Below are 15,855 nucleotides of genomic sequence, written 5' to 3'. Positions count from 1 at the left end.
AGGGATCGCAGGGAAATAACCCGTAGCTTCCGTGAATGTGGTCCGTTGATGTGTTATAGGCGTCATGCTGCAGACCCACGAGATGCTCGTCGCGAAGTTTGAGGCGATCCTGCCGCATCTGGACGAGCGGCAGCGCCGGTTGCTGCTGGGCGCTGAAGCACGGGCTCTGGGCCATGGCGGGATTCGGGCGGTGTCCCGCGCGGCCGGAGTTCGGGAAGCGACCGTGTCGCTGGGCGTCGACGAACTGGAGGCCGGTGCGCAGCCGCTGAGCCGGGTCCGCAAGCCCGGCGGTGGCCGGAAACGGTTAGCAGACCTCGATCTGGGGCTGCGCCCGGCGTTGCTGGCCCTGGTCGAGCCGGACGAACGTGGCGATCCGATGTCGCCGCTGCGGTGGACGACGAAGTCGACCCGGCATCTGGCCAGTGCACTGACCGCCCAGGGGCATCGGATCTCTGCTGACACCGTCGCCGATCTGCTGCGGGCCGAGGGGTTCAGCTTGCAGGGCAACACCAAAACCCTGGAAGGCAAACAACACCCCGACCGCGACGGGCAGTTCCGTTACCTCAATGAACAGGCCCGAACCCACCGTGACGCCGGACAGCCCGTGATCAGCGTCGACACGAAGAAGAAGGAACTGCTCGGCGAGTTCAAGAACACCGGCCGGGAATGGCGCCCGACCGGCGAACCCATCGCGGTCAACACCCATGACTTCCCCGGCGACAGCGTCGGCAAGGCCGTGCCCTACGGCATCTACGACATCGCCGCGAACGCCGGCTGGGTCAACGTCGGCACCGACCACGACACCGCCGCGTTCGCGGTCGAGTCCATCCGCCGCTGGTGGACCGCCACCGGCGCCGACAGCTATCCCGGCGCCACCCAGCTGCTGATCACCGCCGACTCCGGTGGGTCCAACGGCTACCGCTCCCGCGCCTGGAAAGCCGAACTCGCCACCCTGGCCACCCAGACCGGCCTGGCGATCACCGTCTGCCACCTACCGCCCGGCACCTCGAAATGGAACAAGATCGAGCACCGGCTGTTCTGCCACATCACCATGAACTGGCGCGGCCGGCCCCTGACCAGCCACGAGGTCATCCTCGCCAGCATCGCCGCCACCACCACCCGCACCGGCCTACGCGTCCACGCCGAACTCGACACCGCCGATTACCCGACCGGCACCCAGATCAGCGACGCCCGCATGGCCGCCCTACCGATCGCCCGGCACACCTTCCACGGTGACTGGAACTACACCCTGCACCCGCACACCGCCACCGAAGACGCCGCCGGGACGACCACCGCGAACAGCGACAACTACCGCACCCCGGCACAGGACCAAACCCCAGAAACGTTGTCACACAACACCTTCACCGGTATGACCCCTGAAGAACTGGCCACGCTGACCACCGCCCTGCACGATCTGCGCACCGCCCACCAGGCGAGAATTCAGGCCGAACACCGGGCAGCTGTCGAAGCCGCCCACCACACCGGAACCCGGCCCCACGCCCCACGATCCGGACGCCCGCAAACATTTCCATTCCCGGACCGGGTCCTGGCCACCATCCTGCACCTGCGACTCGGCCTGCCCGAGGACACCCTCGCGCACCTGTTCACCACCAGCCGAGCCACCATCCGCCGCGCCGTTCAGGAAACCCAGCGACTCCTCACCCAACACGGAACCCACATCACGCCCGCGCCGACGCCGCCCAGCAGCCTGGTCAACCTCCTCGCCACCACGGCCAGACAACACGGCAGCCATCCATAAAGATCAAAGCCGCGTGTTATTTTTCTGCGAGGCCTTAGGTCGCGTTTCGTAAGTGCCGGTGCCGGGTGCGTGGCGGTAGTCGATGATCGCGGTTCTGCTCGCGGCCGCCGCGCGGCCCGCCTCGACGTGCTGCGGAGCCGTCACGGCGGAGCGAACGCCCACCCGTCACGCGTTGTCGGTGCCGGTGAGGGCCGCCCGGTGCAGGTCACGCATCGCCAACAGGGTCATGGCGAAGTCGGACCTGTCCATCCACTGCGTCCCATCGGGCGGCACGTGCTTGGTCGGACGGTCGGGCGGCCGCACCGACCGCACCGGCGTTTCGACCGCCGTCCCGTCGGCGAGGACCAGCCAGATCACCTGGTCGCCGGGTGACAAGCCGTAGGTCACCAGGACGGCGGCGCGAGGCTCGATGGCGGCCACGTCGCGCCAAGCCCAGCGACCGGTCGAGCCGAACCGTCGGATCATCACACCCTTCGCGCTGACGAAGAGTCCGATGCGTCCCGCCCGGAAGGTCACCCCGGCGACCAGCCCGGCGAGGGGCACCATCGCGGCGGTCTGCGCACTGGACCAGAGGGCTCCGGTGGCCAGCGCGGCCGTCGCGGCCAGCGCGAACATCAAGGTCGACAGTGCGGCGATGCCGTTGACCGCGAGTTGGTACAACGGCATCGGGTAGGGACGCCGCCACCGACGCACGTCACTATCATCGCATGGTCGGGCACCTGTCTCTTGGGCTCCGGGGTGACTTGGCGGCGCCGCCCAAGGTGGTCTGCGGGCCGGCAGCCGGCGGATCGTTGCCGATGGCCTGGCGCCACCGCCCCCGACCAGGGGAAGACAACCGCAGCTGCTGCCGAGCTTCGTGCCACACCTGTGCCACACGTCGAAGTGGATCACGGTCTCGGTGGGGGACTCGCGGAGAGTCGGGCGCCGTACACGCGAGTGACCTGCGGCAGGGCGGCTAGCCATCCCAAGATCGGTCCTGGCAGTGTGGGGTCAGGGATTCCAACGGCGCCTGCCGAACGGTGCGCGGGGTAACTCCACCCGCCCGCGGTCTGCGACCTCGCGCTCAATGACGTTCCCCCGAGGCCCGGTGGCTCACATACAAGATCGCCGTACCCGATGGCCGATACCGGTGCGTGCCGCCGAGGGGGGATCGCTGCGGCGATGCGCAACCCGCGCGGGGCATCAAATGCCAAGCTCGTAGTGCCCACGTCGCAGATGCTGGATGAGGGCGTGTCCGGCGATGACCGCCTGGGCGGTCCGGTCGGTGCGCAGGCCGCGCATTGGTTTGAGCCGGTGTTGGAGCTGGCTGTGATCGGCTTCGATCGGATTGTTGGCGTGGCGCTCGACGTGATGCCATGCCGAAGGGACAAGCTCGTCGAGCACAGCCGGGTAGACGGGCGCGGCGTCGGTGACGACCTGGCTCGGGGTCACTTTGAGCGTCTTCGGCGCGCGGTGGAAGAACCGTCGGGCTGGTGCCAGTGCCAGCACGAGGCGGATGTCTGGACACGGACACGCGAGAAGCTGACGTGCGTGCCATGCGGACTTCACCGCGCGGGAGCCGGCACCTCCGCAGCCGACGCCGGGCTGAAGCGGGGCGCGAACTTCGGGCCGGTGATCCAGCGGGTCAGCGCGGCCAGGATCAGCCCGAGCCCCAGGGCGGCGTAGGCGAGCGAAAGGTCCTCGTCGGCGCCGTTGATCGGCGGGTTTCCCGCCGCGCTGGTCATGGCGGCGCCGATCGTGATGCCCGTGAAGTACACCGCCAGAAAGCTTGGAAAGATGAGCGCAGCCGCCGCCGCGCCCGCGGCGAGCAGCCGCGGGAGGGTGACCGGGCGGGCGGCTGCGACGGCGAGAGCGGCGCTGACCGGCAGAGCGACCAGGCCGAAGAGGCTGCCCGAGCCTATCGCGGCGGTGGCCGGCCAGGCGGCCAGGGCGGCGACAGCGCCGAAGACCGCGACGCGGCGCCAGTGGGTGGCCGGGTGGAGCAGGGCGGCGGCGACGGCGGTGCAGACCACGGCGAGGACGATCTGCATCAGCGTGAGCGCGTTCTCGACCCGGACCTGGGCGGGGTCGGTGACCGGCTCGTCCCAGGGTGTGCTGACCAGGAGCAGGACGGCACCGCTGACCGCGATGACGGTGGCGGTCAGGTGGCGGGTGAGCTGGCCACCGGGCGCACCGGTGGACAGGCGACGGGCGGCCAGCGACAGCAGGCCGGCGAGGAGCACGCCGGCGACCGCCAGCCCGGTCGCCGCGCCCCAGCCGTGCACGTCGAGGCGGTCGAGGACGAGGTCGGCCGCGAGCCACAGCGCCGTTCCGGCCGCGGCGATCAGGACGGCGCGCAGGTTCGCGTCGACGAGGACGACGATCGCGGCGAAGGCGAGCAGTATCGCGAACTGGCGGACGTCGCGCGGCCAGTAGGTGTTGTTGCTGCCCTCGTTCGGGTACTGCGCGCCGGTCTGCGGGTCCGTCCACCCGCCGCTCGGCTGCATGAACGGCTGGTAGATCGCAAGCGTAACCGCCCAGAACAGCGCGGACACGGCACCGCCGACAACCGCGACAATCCCCCGCCAAGCGTCCATGGATGCATCCTGGCAGTGTGCGGCCCGGTTGGCCAGCGTTACGTCGCGGCGCTCGGGCTACCGCGCCACCGACCTGGGCGGCCCCTGGCCGGCGTCGGCGCCGGTCAGGGGTCCGTTCGCGTCTGCTCACGGTGTGGCCAGCGCTTCGGTCGGGGACAGCCGGGCCGCTCGGAAGGCGGGGTAGAGCCCGGCAATGCCGCCGATGATCACGGTGGCGGCGAGGGCTCCGGCCGTCGCCCAGGCCGGCACGACGGTCGGCCAGGCCTGGTAGGCGGCGTAGCCCGTGGTGACGGCGACGCCGAGCACCACGCCGCCGATGCCGCCGAGGGCGGACAGCAGCAGCGACTCGGCCAGGAACTGCAGCCGGATCTGGCCTTGGGTGGCGCCGAGCGCGCGGCGCAGGCCGATCTCGGCCCGGCGCTCGAGCACCGAGATCACCATCGTGTTCGCCACGCCGACACCGCCGACCAGCAGGGCCACCGCGCCCAGGCCGAGCAGCAGCGCATTGAGGGTCGCGTCCGCGGCGCGGCGCGCAGTCAGGACGTCCGACGGCTTGGAGACGACCACGCTGCCGGGTGAGTGTGGGTTGGCGGTGGCGGCCAGCACGGAGTGGACGGCTTCGACCTGGCTGTCGCGGGACCGGGCATAGATGGTGGTCGCCCGCCCGTCGAAACGGAACATGCGCACGGCGACGTCCCAGCCGACCAGGACGGCCGAGTCCAGTTCAGGCGCGAGCGGCACCGGATTGAGCACGCCGATCACGCTGAAGCGCTTGTTGCCGACCAGAATCTCGGTCTCGGGGCTGGGCCGGCCGACGCCGAGCTTGTCGGCCGCGTCGGCACCGAGCACCGCGGCCGGGTACTGGCTCGTGACGCCGTTGAGCCAGGCGCCGTTGCGCAGAGACGCGCCGACGGTCTGCGGCAGGCTCGTCCGGGCGGTCAGGACGCTGAGGCTGTTGGTCTGCGGCTTGGGGATCCGGTCCGACCGGTACGCCTTGGCGTCGGGCACGATCCCGGTGGCCGAGACCCCCGTGACGGGGCCGATCCGCGCGATCATCGCCTCGGCCTCGGTGGGCAGCTTCGCGTTGTCACCCTCGATGTTGCGGCCCGGGGCCACCGTCAGCAGATTGGTGCCGAGCGCGGCGAGCTGGCGGTCGAGTTGTTCGCGGGACGAGGACGAGATACCAACGACCGCGACCATCGCGGCGATGCCGATCGCGATGCCCAGCGCGGAGAGCAGGGCCCGGGCGGGCCGGGTCCGCAGCCCGGCCGCGCCGACCCGGACCACGTCCCGGGAGGCCATCCGGGCCGGCGCGAGCCGGCGGCCGACCTGCTGCACCGTCACCACCGGGCCACCCCGGCGTCCTGCAGTGTGCCGACGCTGTCGCCGACCACCCGGCCGTCACGCATGTGGATCTGCCGGTCGAGCCCGGCGGCGAGCTCACGGTCGTGCGTGATGACCACGACCGTGGTACCGCCGGCATGCAGCTCCCGAAGGACTTCCATGACGCCGTCACCCGAGGCCGAGTCGAGGTTGCCGGTGGGCTCGTCGGCGAGCAGCAGCGCGGGGTCGCCGACCACCGCCCGGGCAATGGCCACCCGCTGCCGCTCGCCGCCGGACAGCTCGTGCGGTTCGTGGTCGAGCCGGTGGCCGAGCCCGACCCGCTCGAGCGTCGCCTCGGCCCGCCGTCGCCGCTCTCGCAGGCCGACTCCGGTGTAGAGCAGCCCGTCGGCGACGTTGTCCAGCGCCCGTACGCCCGGGGCGAGGTGGAACTGCTGGAAGACGAAGCCGATCCGGCTCGCCCGCAGTGCGGACAGCTGCCGGTCGGACAGCCGCGACACGTCGTAGCCGTCGACGGCCGCCCGGCCGGAGGTAGGCCGGTCGAGCGTCCCCAGCATGTGCAGCATGGTGGACTTCCCCGATCCGGACGGGCCGACCACCGCGACCAGTTCGCCGGCGCCGATGGTCAGCGTGACGCCGGCGAGCGCGTGGACGTCACCGGGGTACACCTTCGTCACGTCCGTGAGTTCGATCATCCCGGCATCCCTACCGTCATGCCCTCGTGCAGCCCGTCGCCGCTGATCTCGACCCGGCCGTGCGCGAAGAGCCCGGTCTGGACCTTGATGTAGTGCGTGGTGTCGCCGTCGACGACCTCGACGCCGTAGCCGCCCTCGGCCAGCGCCACGAGCGCCGCGATGGGGACGGTGAGCACGTCCTTGCGCTCGTCCGCGGTGAAGACCACGGTGACGACGGCCGCCTGGACCCCGGCCGCGGCTGTGGGGTCGCTGAGCGAGATGACCGCATTGATCAGGGTCTGGGGTTGGGCGCCGGAGTCCTGTGGCTCCTCGACGACCGTGTAGACCCGTTCGACGCGGCCGGCCACCGTCTTACCGTCCGGCATCTGGATCTGTACGTTGACTCCCTCGCGGGCCAGCCGCTGCTGGGACACCTCCAGCTGGGCCGTCACCTGACGTCCGGTGCCGGTGTACTGCAGCACCTCCTCCCCGCCGCCGGTGGTCTGGTTCACCCCGACGGCGATGGAGTCGATCCGGATCTCGCCCGGCGCGAACACGATCCGCCCCAGCTCGACCTGACCCGTCTGCGGCAGGCCCTGGTCCTTCTGCCACCGCTTCACCGCGTTCGCGGTCGTCGCCGTGAACGCGTTGCCGGTGCCGAACGAGCCGTAGCCGAGGGCCTTCAGGTTGTCCTCGAGCTGCCGCACGTCCTGGCCGGTGACGCCCGGGCCGAGCGCGCGGTACGCGGCGACGTCGCCGAACATCAGCACGATCGGCTGGTTGTCCACTCGGTAGATCGGCTTGCCCCGGTCGATGACGTCACCGGCCAGCGGCACCTTGGTGACGACGCCCTCGATCCGGCCGGCCAGCGTGGTCTGGGCGCTGTAGCCCAGATGGCCGGACACATCATCGGTGTCCAGCATCGTCTGTCGGGTCACCTGCGCGGTGGCCGGCGGCAGGTTGGTCGCCGCCGGCGTGTCGCCGCCGCTCCCGCCGAAGCCGATGGCCGCGGCGGTCACCGTCCCCGCCGCGACCACGACCGCCGCGGCGACGGCGACGGCTCGGCCGCCGCGACGCCGACGGCGCTCTGCCCGGTTCGTCATGGGTGGGGTCATCCCTTTTCCGTGGCCGGCGCCGAGGCAGGCTTCGTGTCGCAGACGTCCTTCGCCGAGTCGTACTGCGGGTCGTCGCGGACCGCGTCGGGCAGGGACTTGCCGAGGTTGTTCGGGTCCGGGTCGGGGTAGCCCTCCACGCCGTGCTCCCGCATGCACTTCGCGAGTTGGCGCCCTCCCGCGAGCTTCCCCTCCAGCTCGTCGGGGGTCAGGATTCGTTCGTACTGCTTACATGCCTCGATGGCCTTGGCCAGCACGTTGTCGTCCAGCGTGTGCTTGTCATACCCGCCGCCGGTCCGCACGCTGCCGTCGGCGTTGATCTGCGGGTCGGCTTCCGGGACGCCGTGGCTGCGCATGCATTGCGCGTGCTGCCTTCCCCGCTCCACAGTGCTCACGCTGGCGGTCGCGGTGGGAGCGGCGGAGCCCTGCACGGAGGCAACGTCCTTGCCGTCGTTTGCTTTGCCTTTCGCGCAGCTCGTTACCGCGACCAGCAGCGCGGTGACGAACAGCGTGGCAACAGGTCTGGTCATGGCTCTACAGTCGGCGGATACCGCATCGATGTCGTCAGACCGAGGTCGGCCTTTCCCTCGACGCCTGTACTGCGGTCGTAGCACCCCAGTCGGACGTCGAATCCCTGCGCAATCCCTACGATGAGGTGATGTCCCGCTTCGTGTCGCGTCCGTTCGTGATCGACGTCGCATTGGCGTCGGTGCTGACGGCGGCGACCGCGCTGTCGTTCGCGAGCAGCGCCTCGAAGCTGAAGGTGTCCTTCCTCGATGCCGAGGCCATGCACCGTGCCTTCGCCGTCTGGTGGCTGTTCGGCGTGTTGATCATCGCCGGTTTGCTGATCCGGCGGCGCTGGCCACTGGCGGCATTCGCGCTGGTTGTGGTCGGTGTGACGGCCCATCGGCTCGACTCATGGTCCCCGCCGCTGCCACTGGACCTGGCGGTGCCCTTCGCGCTGTACTCGGTGGTCAGCCAGGCACAAAAACGGTGGATCTCCGTCGTCTCGCTGGGGGCATCTCTCGCGATCACCTACAGCCTGATCCTGGCCCGGGCGTTCCCGACTCCGCCCGGCTCGGTCCCTGTCGAGCCGTCCGCGATGGAACAGCTCATCTCGGCGATGATCGCCACGACGCCAGCCGCCACCCGGGACCTCCCGCTGCTCGTGGTCGCCTTCGCGTTCGGCGACGCGGTACGCAGCCGGCGGGCACACCTGCTCGTGGTCGAGCGCGAGCACCACCAGCGCGCGGCGTTGGCCGCCGCGGCCGAGCGTGCCCGGATCACCCGTGAACTGCACGACGTGGTGGCCCACGGGATGTCCGTCATGGTGGTGCAGGCACATGGCGCGGCCGCCGCCCTCAACCGTCACCCGGAGCGGACGGCCTCCGCGTTGCAACACGTGATCGAGACCGGTCGGGCGTCGCTGGCCGAAATGCGAAGGCTCCTCGCCATGGAGCGGACCGATCCGGCCGAGGCTGCGCAACTGGTACCACAACCCGGAGTCGCAGCCGTGCCCTCGCTGGTCGACCAGGTGCGGGCCACCGGAGTCCGCGTCACGCTGCACATCGACGGTACGCCGGTGCGAATGCCGCCCAGCGTCGACCTGTCGGCGTACCGCATCGTGCAGGAGGCGCTGACCAACGTGCTCAAGCATGCGGAACCGGGTGCGGCTGCGGTCGTACGGCTGGTGTTCGAAGTCGAGCGCCTACGGGTGGAGGTGACCGACGACGGTACCGGGCCCGTGGACAGCGGCAACCGCAGTGGCAACGGGCTGCGCGGCATCGCCGAGCGAGTCGCCATGCTCGGCGGGGAACTGTCGACCGGTCGGGTAAACGGCGTCGGATTCCAGGTCAGAGCGACCCTGCCGCTGGCAGAACATACCGTGACGGCAGCTCCGGGCCGATCCGCATGACCGTCCGGGTGGTGCTGGTCGACGACCAGACGCTCGTCCGCGCCGGACTCCGCATGATCCTCGACGAGACCGACGACATCGAGGTAACCGGCGAGGCTGCGGACGGCGTGCAGGCGCTCGACGTCGTCGGCCGTACCCGCCCCGACGTCGTTCTGATGGACATCCGGATGCCAGGCCTCGACGGGATCGAAACCACCCGCCGGATATATTCACGCGCTGACGCCGTCCCAGCACCACCGAAGATCATCATCCTGACCACGTTCGACCTCGACGAGTACGTACTGGCTGGTCTCCGTGCCGGGGCGAGCGGCTTCCTACTCAAGGACGCACCCCCCGCCGACCTGTTATCCGCCATCCGCGTGGTCGCCTCGGGCGAGGCAGTCGCCGCGCCCAGCATCACAAGACGCCTCTTTGCCCACTTCCTCGGCAGCGCGCCGACGCGGCGTACGGCCGAGAGGCGACTGGCGGCGCTGACCGCAAGGGAACTCGAAGTGCTGACCTTGGTCGCGCGCGGCCTGTCGAACGTCGAGATCGCCGCCGCACTTTTTCTGGCTGAGAGCACCGTCAAGACCCATCTTGGGCACATCCTCACCAAGCTCGGTCTGCGCGACCGGGTGCAGGCGGTGATCCTCGGGTACGAGTGCGGCCTGGTCAGCATCGACGACGGCGGCCAGCACTAAGTAGCGCTCGCTGGCACGGCTCTGATCGATCAAGGTGTGGCGGCGCCAGGCTGGCCGCGCCGAGCATGTCGCTGTGGTCGGCGTCGACCCTGGTCGACGCGTTCGACGTCGTACAGCCGGGCGGCCTTGGCGACGGCCGACGGCCGCCCCCGGCGTTCCCGCTGTGTCCGACCGTAAACGGTGAGATGGCTGCGGGGCGGCGGGCTCAATTCCCGCCCCGCCACAATGAGGCCGAGCAGGCCGAGATCGGTGGTCCGATCTCGGCCTGACCAAGGTCTCTCCGCCACCCGCGAAAGCTGCGGGCTGGGTGCAGACAGCCTAGCGAGCACCGAGGCGAGTCGTTCCGGACAATCGGGGTCTGATGGCTTAAAGCGTGCTGATGAGGCCTCCGTCGATGGCGAAGTCGGCGCCGGTTATGTTGGCGGCGCGGTCGCTGGCCAGGAGCAGGACCAGGTCGGCGACCTCCTCCGGCTGGGTGAAGCGGCCGGTTGCCGACTCGCCCGCGGCCTTCTGGGCAACAGCCTCGGCAGCCGCGCCGGTCGTTCGCGCGACCGTGGCGGCAACACCGTCGGTGCCGAGCCACAATCCGGTGCTGACCGGCCCAGGGCTGACCGTGTTGACGCGAATGCCGTGCGCCGCCACCTCCTTCGACAGCGATTTGGAGAAGTTGCCGAGGGCTGCCTTGGCTGCGCTGTAGTCGATGACTAGCGGGTCGGGCAGTCGCGCGTTGACCGAGTTGATCGTCACGATGGCGCCGCTGCCGCGCTCGATGAGGTGGGGAAGCGCCGCCCGGGTGGTGCGGACGGCGGCGAGAAAGTTAATGGTGAGGGCGGAGAGCCAGTCGTCGTCGGTGACGGAGAGGAATCCGCCGGTGCGTGGGCGAACGGCGCCGACGTTGTTGACCAGGATGTCCAGGGCGCCGTATGTAGCGATGGCCGCCTGGATGAGCCGGGCCGGACCGTCCGGGGAGGTCAGGTCCACCGCCACCGGGTGGACAGTGGTTCGGGCGGCGAGGTCGGACAGCTCGGTGGTCGCGGCGCGTGCGCCGGCGACGACGCTGACGCCCTCGCCGGCCAGGGCCTGGGTGATCGCGAAGCCGATGCCCTTGCTGGCACCGGTGACGACAGCGGTCTTGCCGGCCAGGTTGAGATCCATGGTTACAGCGAGTGCGCTTTGAGCCAGGCCAGGGCGGCGTCGGCGACCTCGCGCCAGCCGTGGTCGATGGTCAGCGAGTGCGCGCGGTCGGCGAACTCCAGGATGTCGGTGACGGCGTCCGAGTGGCGGTACTGCTTGAGGGTCGACCGGGTGATCGCCTCCGGCACGGTGTGGTCCCGGCCGCCCATCATCAGCAGCAGCGGCCCGCGCAGTTCGTTTGCCGTGTCGACCTTGGCCGGCGAGTGCGGGTTGAAGTTGGCGGCGGCAGCCTCGAAAAGCGGCTTGCCGGGTGCCGGAATGGCCCACTGCTCGTAGAGCCGGTCCGATTCCTCCTCGGTGATCGCGTTTCCGAACGCGTACCTGAACTGCTCGGCCGTGAGCGAGACCGCCCGGTGCTGGTTGGCCGGGTTCTTGAAGACTGGGAAGGTGACCCGCAGCGACGACAGTGGCAGCGGGAGTACCCCCTTGATCTGGGCGGCGTCGATCGCCACGGCGGCCGCGGCGAGGTCCTGGCCGAGGAGCTTCTGGGCGATCATGCCGCCGAAGGAGTGCCCGACCAGGATCGGCTTCGAGTCCAGCCCTTCGATGATCTTCGCGTAGTGTGCGACGACGTCATCGATGCCGTGGTCGGCGATGCTCTCGGGGGTGGCGCGGGCCTCCTCGACGGTGTCCGGCACACCGGGCCAGCCGGGCGCCGAGGTCTCGTAGCCCGCGTCGCGGAACAGGTCCTCCCAGGGCGCCCAGGAGCTTGCGTGCAGCCATAGTCCGTGAATGAACAGCACAGAGGTCATGCCGGAACCGTATGAGGCGGTGGTGCTGCTTCGCTTGCGTCATGTGACCGTCAGACCGACGGTTGAAGAGCGGTGCGGAGCTCCGACCGCGAGGCGATGCCGAGCTTGGGAAAGATCCGGTGCAGGTGTGAGCCGATGGTGCGGTGGGAGAGGTACAGCCGCTGGCCGATCTCCCGGTTGGTCAGCCCATCGGCGGCCATCTGCGCGATCTGCAGCTCCTGTGGGGTGAGCTGGTCGCGGGCGTCGGGCACTCGGCGGCGGCTCGTCTCGCCCGAGGCGCGCAGCTCGGCCCGCGCCCGGTCGCCCCACGGGATCGTGCCCGACGCGTCGAAGGCCTCGCGTGCCGCGCGCAGGTGGGCCCGAGACTCGGCCACGCGGCGTTGCCGGCGCAGCCATTCGCCGTACCCGAGCTGAACCCGCGCCCGGGGGAACGGCCACGCACCTACGTCGGCCTGCAGCGTCGCCTCGTATAGCGGCTGCGCCTCTGCGTCGGGCGCCAGGAGGGCGCGCGCGTAGCGCAGGCCGTGCTGCAGCGGCGGTGAAGGGGTCCGCCGCGCGACCGCCGTCATCTCCGCCATGAGGCCGCTGACCGCCTCGGGCCGCCCGCTGCGAACGGCCGCCTCAACGAGATCGCCGAAGGCCCAGCAGCGGTTTGCCTGGTGGTAGGCGGGATCAGCCGGATCGTAGATGCGGCGGAGGTCGGCGACCGCGTCCTCGTGGCGACCATCGCCGAGCGCCGCCAGCCCGCGGGCGAACTGAACGGCGGACAGCACGGCGTGGGTCGCGGCGGGCATCGCCCACGCCTCCGCCTCCGCGGCGAGGCGGTAGACGCCGTCCTGGTCACCGCGCAGCGCGGCGAGCACGGCCTGGGTGGCGCGCGCCGTCGCGGCGACGACCGGCTGCGACGTGTCGCGAGCCAGCCGGTACGCCTCGTCCGCGGCCGGCACCGCGACGTTCAGGTCGACGAGGTGGGCGCAACTCCACGCCTGCAGCGTGAGGGCCCGGGCCAGCAGGGCGAGCCGGCCCTGCGTCCGCAGCTCGACCAGGGATGTTGCGAAGAACCCGGCCGCGAGGTCGAAGGCGCCGACCGCCATGGCGGCATTGCCCAGCATCCGCAACGCCCGCGCGTCGAGGTCGCCCGGCTGCCGTCGCAGCCGGCTCATGACGACCTCGCCGCATTCGACCGGCGAGGTGTACGCGAGGACCACGAGCAGCCGGGGGTCGTTGTCGTCCACCGGCACTCGCCCGGCGGCGGCAACCACGCTCGCCCGGGCCTCCACGCCCGGCTCGGTCCACCAGCAGCGCAGCGCCGCGCCGTACAAGAGGTTCAGCGCGAGGTCCGGATCCTCGGCCGCCGCCCGCTCGGCGACCTGCGCCAGCGACCAGGCGGCCTGGGCCCGGCCGAGCACGCCGTCGTCGAAGCTGTCCCTGATCCAGGCAGTCCGCCAGCGCTGCCGCCCGGACAGCTCCAGCCGCTCGGCCGCGGTGAGCAGTCGCACCACGGCGTCGCGCTGGCCCAGCTCGAACGCCAGCTCGGCGCCGCGCAACAGGCGCTCGCCCCGCAGCGCCGGATCGGAACTCAATGCGGCCGAGCGCTCCATCGCGGCCACCCCTGCGGCGATGCCCCCGCGGCGCTGGGCGCGGACCGCCGCCGCCTCGAGCTCGGCCGCGACGGCTTCGTCCGGGCGGGCCATGGATGCGGCCCGATGCCAGACCCGCCGGTCGTCGTCGTGCGCCAAGACATGGGCGAGCGCGGCGTGCGCCCGGTGCCGCTGCCCCAGGCTGGCCCGCTGATGGATGGCGGAACGCATGAGCGGATGCAGGAAACGCACGCGTTCGCCGTCGGTCTGGACGAGCCGGGCCGAGATCGCCGGCTCCAGGTCGTCGACGGTGCGTTGCTCGCCGGCCACGACGGTCGCCGCGGCCAGCGTCTCGGACAGGGCATCGCCGTCATTCAGCGCGGCCACCAGCACCACGGCCTGAGTGGCAACGGGCAGTCCGGACATCCGGGCCGCGAACGCCTGCTCCAGCCGCGCCGTCAGCGGCAGCATCGCCGTCGGCGCCGTGACGTCACCCGCGGGGAGTTCCACCAGCGCGAGCGGGTTGCCGGCGGCCTCGCTCAACACCCGCTGCCGCACCTCGGGGCGCAGACCCGGCGCGCGCCTGTCGAGCAGCAGCTCCGCCGAAGCCCTATCCAGCCGGGGCAGCGCGAGTTCGGGCAGGCCGCCGCCGTCGAACGAGGTGTCGAAACCGTCCCGCAGCGCGGCCAGCATGACGACCGGCTCTTCCGCCAGCCGCCGCGCGACGAAGAGCAGGACGTCGGCGCTGGGCCGGTCGAGCCACTGGGCATCCTCGACGACCAGCAGGATGGGCGCCTGCGTGGCGACCTCGCCGAGCATGCTCAACGTCGCGAGAGCAATCAGGTACAGATCCGGGACCGCCGCGTCGGTCCGGCCGAACGCCGCGAGCACGGCGCCTCGCTGCGGCTGCGGTAACCGCTCGACCTGGTCGAGGACCGGCCGCAACAGCTGATGCAGGCCGGCGAACGCGATCTGCGCCTCGCTCTGCACCCCGGCCGTCCGGAGTACGCGCAATTGCTGCTCCGCGGCAGACCAGGCCGCCTCCGACAGCAATGCCGACTTGCCGATCCCCGCCTCTCCTCGCACGACAACAGAACCACCCCCAGCGCGTACCCGTTGCAGCAGTCCGCCGATGAACCGCAGCTCGGATTCGCGACCGAACAGCGACTGGTGCAGAGGTCCCACTCGACGAGACTATCGGTCCGCCACGTGATTTCGGGTCGGCGTTTACGGTGGGCGAATGACGACGTAAGCGCTGGCCGGCTTCGGTTTCCGGCCTCGGCGTTTCAGTGCGTGACACAGGTGTGACCGTAGGTGCGCTGGACGACGTCGGGCCGCTGCTGATCGACATCGTCGCGACCGGCGCCAACGAGATCGAGGGACGTCGAGTTGGTATCGCTCGGTCACGCGTCGCTCTGGCTGGTGACAGTGGGCCAGTGATGGCCGTTGTAATGCGGCATGATCGGGCGCATGCTGCTCGAACACGAAGGTTCATCGCCGAGCGTTCACCCCTCGGCCTACGTTGCGCCGACGGCCACCCTCTGCGGAGATGTCCAGGTCGGGCCGGGCTGCCGGGTCCTGTTCGGCGCGGTACTCACCGCCGAAGGCGGACCGGTGAAACTCGGTGAGGACAGCATCGTGATGGAAAACGCCGTCCTCCGCGGTACCCGCCGCAATCCCCTTCACGTTGGCCGGCAGGTCCTGGTCGGCCCCACGTCGTACCTGAGCGGCTGCCACGTCGAGGACGAGGTTTTCCTCGCCACCGGCAGCCGCGTGTTCAACGGGGCCTGGATCGGCACCCGCTCGGAGGTCCGCATCAACGGCATCGTGCACCTACGCACCGTGCTGCCCGCCGACTCCATGGTGCCCATCGGATGGGTCGCCGTCGGAGATCCCGTAAGGATCCTGCCCGCTTCAGACCACGACGGCATCTGGGCCGCCCAGAAAGACCTGGACTTCCCCGGCTACGTCTTCGGCCTGGACCGCCCGGCCGACGGGGAAAGCCTGATGCCGGGAATCTCGCAACGGTTCGGGCGCGCCCTGGGCCGCCACAGCAACGACCGTCAGATCTGACCGGGTTCCTCGAACACGAGGATACTCGACAGCCACGCCGGATGATTTCTCATGGAAATGTCGCAAGCGACATCTCAGCCCTGATCCACCGATGGGATTGATGTGAGCACGAGGGCCCGGATGCGATGATGCCCCCGCGAGCTGGAAAGATAGAGGTTCTTCAGGCTTCTATCGTCCAGTTCGAGAGGGCACCGTCAGG

Annotated in this window: 14 protein-coding genes; 4 read left to right on the top strand and 10 right to left on the bottom strand. The window is 70.4% G+C overall.

The window, feature by feature from the left end; all coding sequences use genetic code 11:
* Positions 1 to 64 precede the first annotated feature (64 nt).
* The gene (locus tag ABD901_RS56840; RefSeq protein WP_345144422.1) at positions 65 to 1,759 is read left to right on the top strand and encodes an ISAzo13 family transposase; all 1,695 of its coding nucleotides are present in this window, start codon (positions 65 to 67) and stop codon (positions 1,757 to 1,759) included.
* 165 nt (positions 1,760 to 1,924) lie between these two features.
* On the opposite strand, the gene ABD901_RS56835 is transcribed toward ABD901_RS56840, so the two are convergent.
* The 7 genes from ABD901_RS56835 to ABD901_RS56805 all read right to left on the bottom strand — a co-directional run bounded on the left by ABD901_RS56835 (position 1,925) and on the right by ABD901_RS56805 (position 7,992).
* Positions 1,925 to 2,452: a hypothetical protein gene (locus tag ABD901_RS56835; RefSeq protein WP_345144420.1), complete on the bottom strand. Its 528-nt coding sequence runs from the start codon at positions 2,450 to 2,452 to the stop codon at positions 1,925 to 1,927.
* A 489-nt stretch (positions 2,453 to 2,941) separates the two neighbouring features.
* Positions 2,942 to 3,247 carry a DDE-type integrase/transposase/recombinase gene (locus tag ABD901_RS56830; protein ID WP_345144418.1) on the bottom strand — a complete coding sequence of 102 codons (306 nt, stop codon included), beginning with the start codon at positions 3,245 to 3,247 and terminating at the stop codon, positions 2,942 to 2,944.
* Positions 3,248 to 3,303: 56 nt separating this feature from the next.
* Positions 3,304 to 4,335, bottom strand: coding sequence for a hypothetical protein (locus ABD901_RS56825; protein ID WP_345144416.1), 1,032 nt, complete (start codon positions 4,333 to 4,335; stop codon positions 3,304 to 3,306).
* Between the two features lie 126 nt (positions 4,336 to 4,461).
* Positions 4,462 to 5,637 (bottom strand): ABC transporter permease, encoded by a 1,176-nt coding sequence (locus tag ABD901_RS56820; RefSeq protein ID WP_345144424.1) that lies wholly within the window; start codon positions 5,635 to 5,637, stop codon positions 4,462 to 4,464.
* Between the two features lie 38 nt (positions 5,638 to 5,675).
* A complete protein-coding gene (locus tag ABD901_RS56815; RefSeq protein WP_345144414.1) occupies positions 5,676 to 6,371 on the bottom strand; it encodes an ABC transporter ATP-binding protein in 696 nt (231 codons plus the stop codon).
* Positions 6,368 to 7,453: a peptidoglycan-binding protein gene (locus ABD901_RS56810; protein ID WP_345144412.1), complete on the bottom strand. Its 1,086-nt coding sequence runs from the start codon at positions 7,451 to 7,453 to the stop codon at positions 6,368 to 6,370. Before ABD901_RS56810 ends, ABD901_RS56815 begins: the two co-directional genes overlap by 4 nt.
* An 8-nt stretch (positions 7,454 to 7,461) precedes the next feature.
* Complete coding sequence (locus ABD901_RS56805) at positions 7,462 to 7,992, bottom strand: hypothetical protein (protein ID WP_345144410.1); 531 nt, start codon at positions 7,990 to 7,992, stop codon at positions 7,462 to 7,464.
* Between the two features lie 128 nt (positions 7,993 to 8,120).
* On the opposite strand from ABD901_RS56805, the gene ABD901_RS56800 reads away from it, so the two are divergent.
* Both ABD901_RS56800 and ABD901_RS56795 read left to right on the top strand, forming a co-directional pair.
* The gene (locus ABD901_RS56800; protein ID WP_345144408.1) at positions 8,121 to 9,377 is read left to right on the top strand and encodes a sensor histidine kinase; all 1,257 of its coding nucleotides are present in this window, start codon (positions 8,121 to 8,123) and stop codon (positions 9,375 to 9,377) included.
* Positions 9,374 to 10,057 carry a response regulator gene (locus tag ABD901_RS56795; RefSeq protein WP_345144406.1) on the top strand — a complete coding sequence of 228 codons (684 nt, stop codon included), beginning with the start codon at positions 9,374 to 9,376 and terminating at the stop codon, positions 10,055 to 10,057. Before ABD901_RS56800 ends, ABD901_RS56795 begins: the two co-directional genes overlap by 4 nt.
* 366 nt (positions 10,058 to 10,423) lie before the next feature.
* Here ABD901_RS56795 and ABD901_RS56790 read toward each other — a convergent pair whose 3' ends face one another.
* The 3 genes from ABD901_RS56790 to ABD901_RS56780 are packed head-to-tail and all read right to left on the bottom strand — an operon-like array spanning position 10,424 to position 14,768.
* Complete coding sequence (locus tag ABD901_RS56790; protein ID WP_345144403.1) at positions 10,424 to 11,212, bottom strand: oxidoreductase; 789 nt, start codon at positions 11,210 to 11,212, stop codon at positions 10,424 to 10,426.
* Between the two features lie 2 nt (positions 11,213 to 11,214).
* Positions 11,215 to 12,003, bottom strand: a complete 789-nt coding sequence (locus ABD901_RS56785; protein WP_345144401.1) for an alpha/beta hydrolase — start codon at positions 12,001 to 12,003, stop codon at positions 11,215 to 11,217.
* Between the two features lie 50 nt (positions 12,004 to 12,053).
* Positions 12,054 to 14,768 carry an ATP-binding protein gene (locus tag ABD901_RS56780; RefSeq protein WP_345144398.1) on the bottom strand — a complete coding sequence of 905 codons (2,715 nt, stop codon included), beginning with the start codon at positions 14,766 to 14,768 and terminating at the stop codon, positions 12,054 to 12,056.
* 285 nt (positions 14,769 to 15,053) lie between these two features.
* Here ABD901_RS56780 and ABD901_RS56775 point away from each other — a divergent pair, with 285 nt between their 5' ends.
* Entirely contained in the window at positions 15,054 to 15,656 is a 603-nt protein-coding gene (locus ABD901_RS56775) for a gamma carbonic anhydrase family protein (RefSeq protein WP_345144396.1), read from the top strand.
* Positions 15,657 to 15,855: the final 199 nt, after the last annotated feature.

This window comes from Dactylosporangium darangshiense (assembly GCF_039537565.1).
Lineage (GTDB): Bacteria > Actinomycetota > Actinomycetes > Mycobacteriales > Micromonosporaceae > Dactylosporangium > Dactylosporangium darangshiense.
The sequence above is the reverse complement of the archived record's forward strand: the minus strand, read 5'-3'. Positions and strand labels throughout refer to the sequence as shown.

Bases quoted from the DNA above. Each gene is read 5' to 3' on its own strand.
- ABD901_RS56815 (WP_345144414.1), bottom strand. From the start codon at position 6,371: ATGATCGAACTCACGGACGTGACGAAGGTGTACCCCGGTGACGTCCAC.
- ABD901_RS56800 (WP_345144408.1), top strand. From the start codon at position 8,121: ATGTCCCGCTTCGTGTCGCGTCCGTTCGTGATCGACGTCGCATTGGCG.
- ABD901_RS56790 (WP_345144403.1), bottom strand. From the start codon at position 11,212: ATGGATCTCAACCTGGCCGGCAAGACCGCTGTCGTCACCGGTGCCAGC.
- ABD901_RS56775 (WP_345144396.1), top strand. From the start codon at position 15,054: ATGCTGCTCGAACACGAAGGTTCATCGCCGAGCGTTCACCCCTCGGCC.
- ABD901_RS56785 (WP_345144401.1), bottom strand. From the start codon at position 12,003: ATGACCTCTGTGCTGTTCATTCACGGACTATGGCTGCACGCAAGCTCC.
- ABD901_RS56810 (WP_345144412.1), bottom strand. From the start codon at position 7,453: ATGACGAACCGGGCAGAGCGCCGTCGGCGTCGCGGCGGCCGAGCCGTC.
- ABD901_RS56840 (WP_345144422.1), top strand. From the start codon at position 65: ATGCTGCAGACCCACGAGATGCTCGTCGCGAAGTTTGAGGCGATCCTG.
- ABD901_RS56825 (WP_345144416.1), bottom strand. From the start codon at position 4,335: ATGGACGCTTGGCGGGGGATTGTCGCGGTTGTCGGCGGTGCCGTGTCC.
- ABD901_RS56805 (WP_345144410.1), bottom strand. From the start codon at position 7,992: ATGACCAGACCTGTTGCCACGCTGTTCGTCACCGCGCTGCTGGTCGCG.
- ABD901_RS56820 (WP_345144424.1), bottom strand. From the start codon at position 5,637: ATGGCCTCCCGGGACGTGGTCCGGGTCGGCGCGGCCGGGCTGCGGACC.
- ABD901_RS56795 (WP_345144406.1), top strand. From the start codon at position 9,374: ATGACCGTCCGGGTGGTGCTGGTCGACGACCAGACGCTCGTCCGCGCC.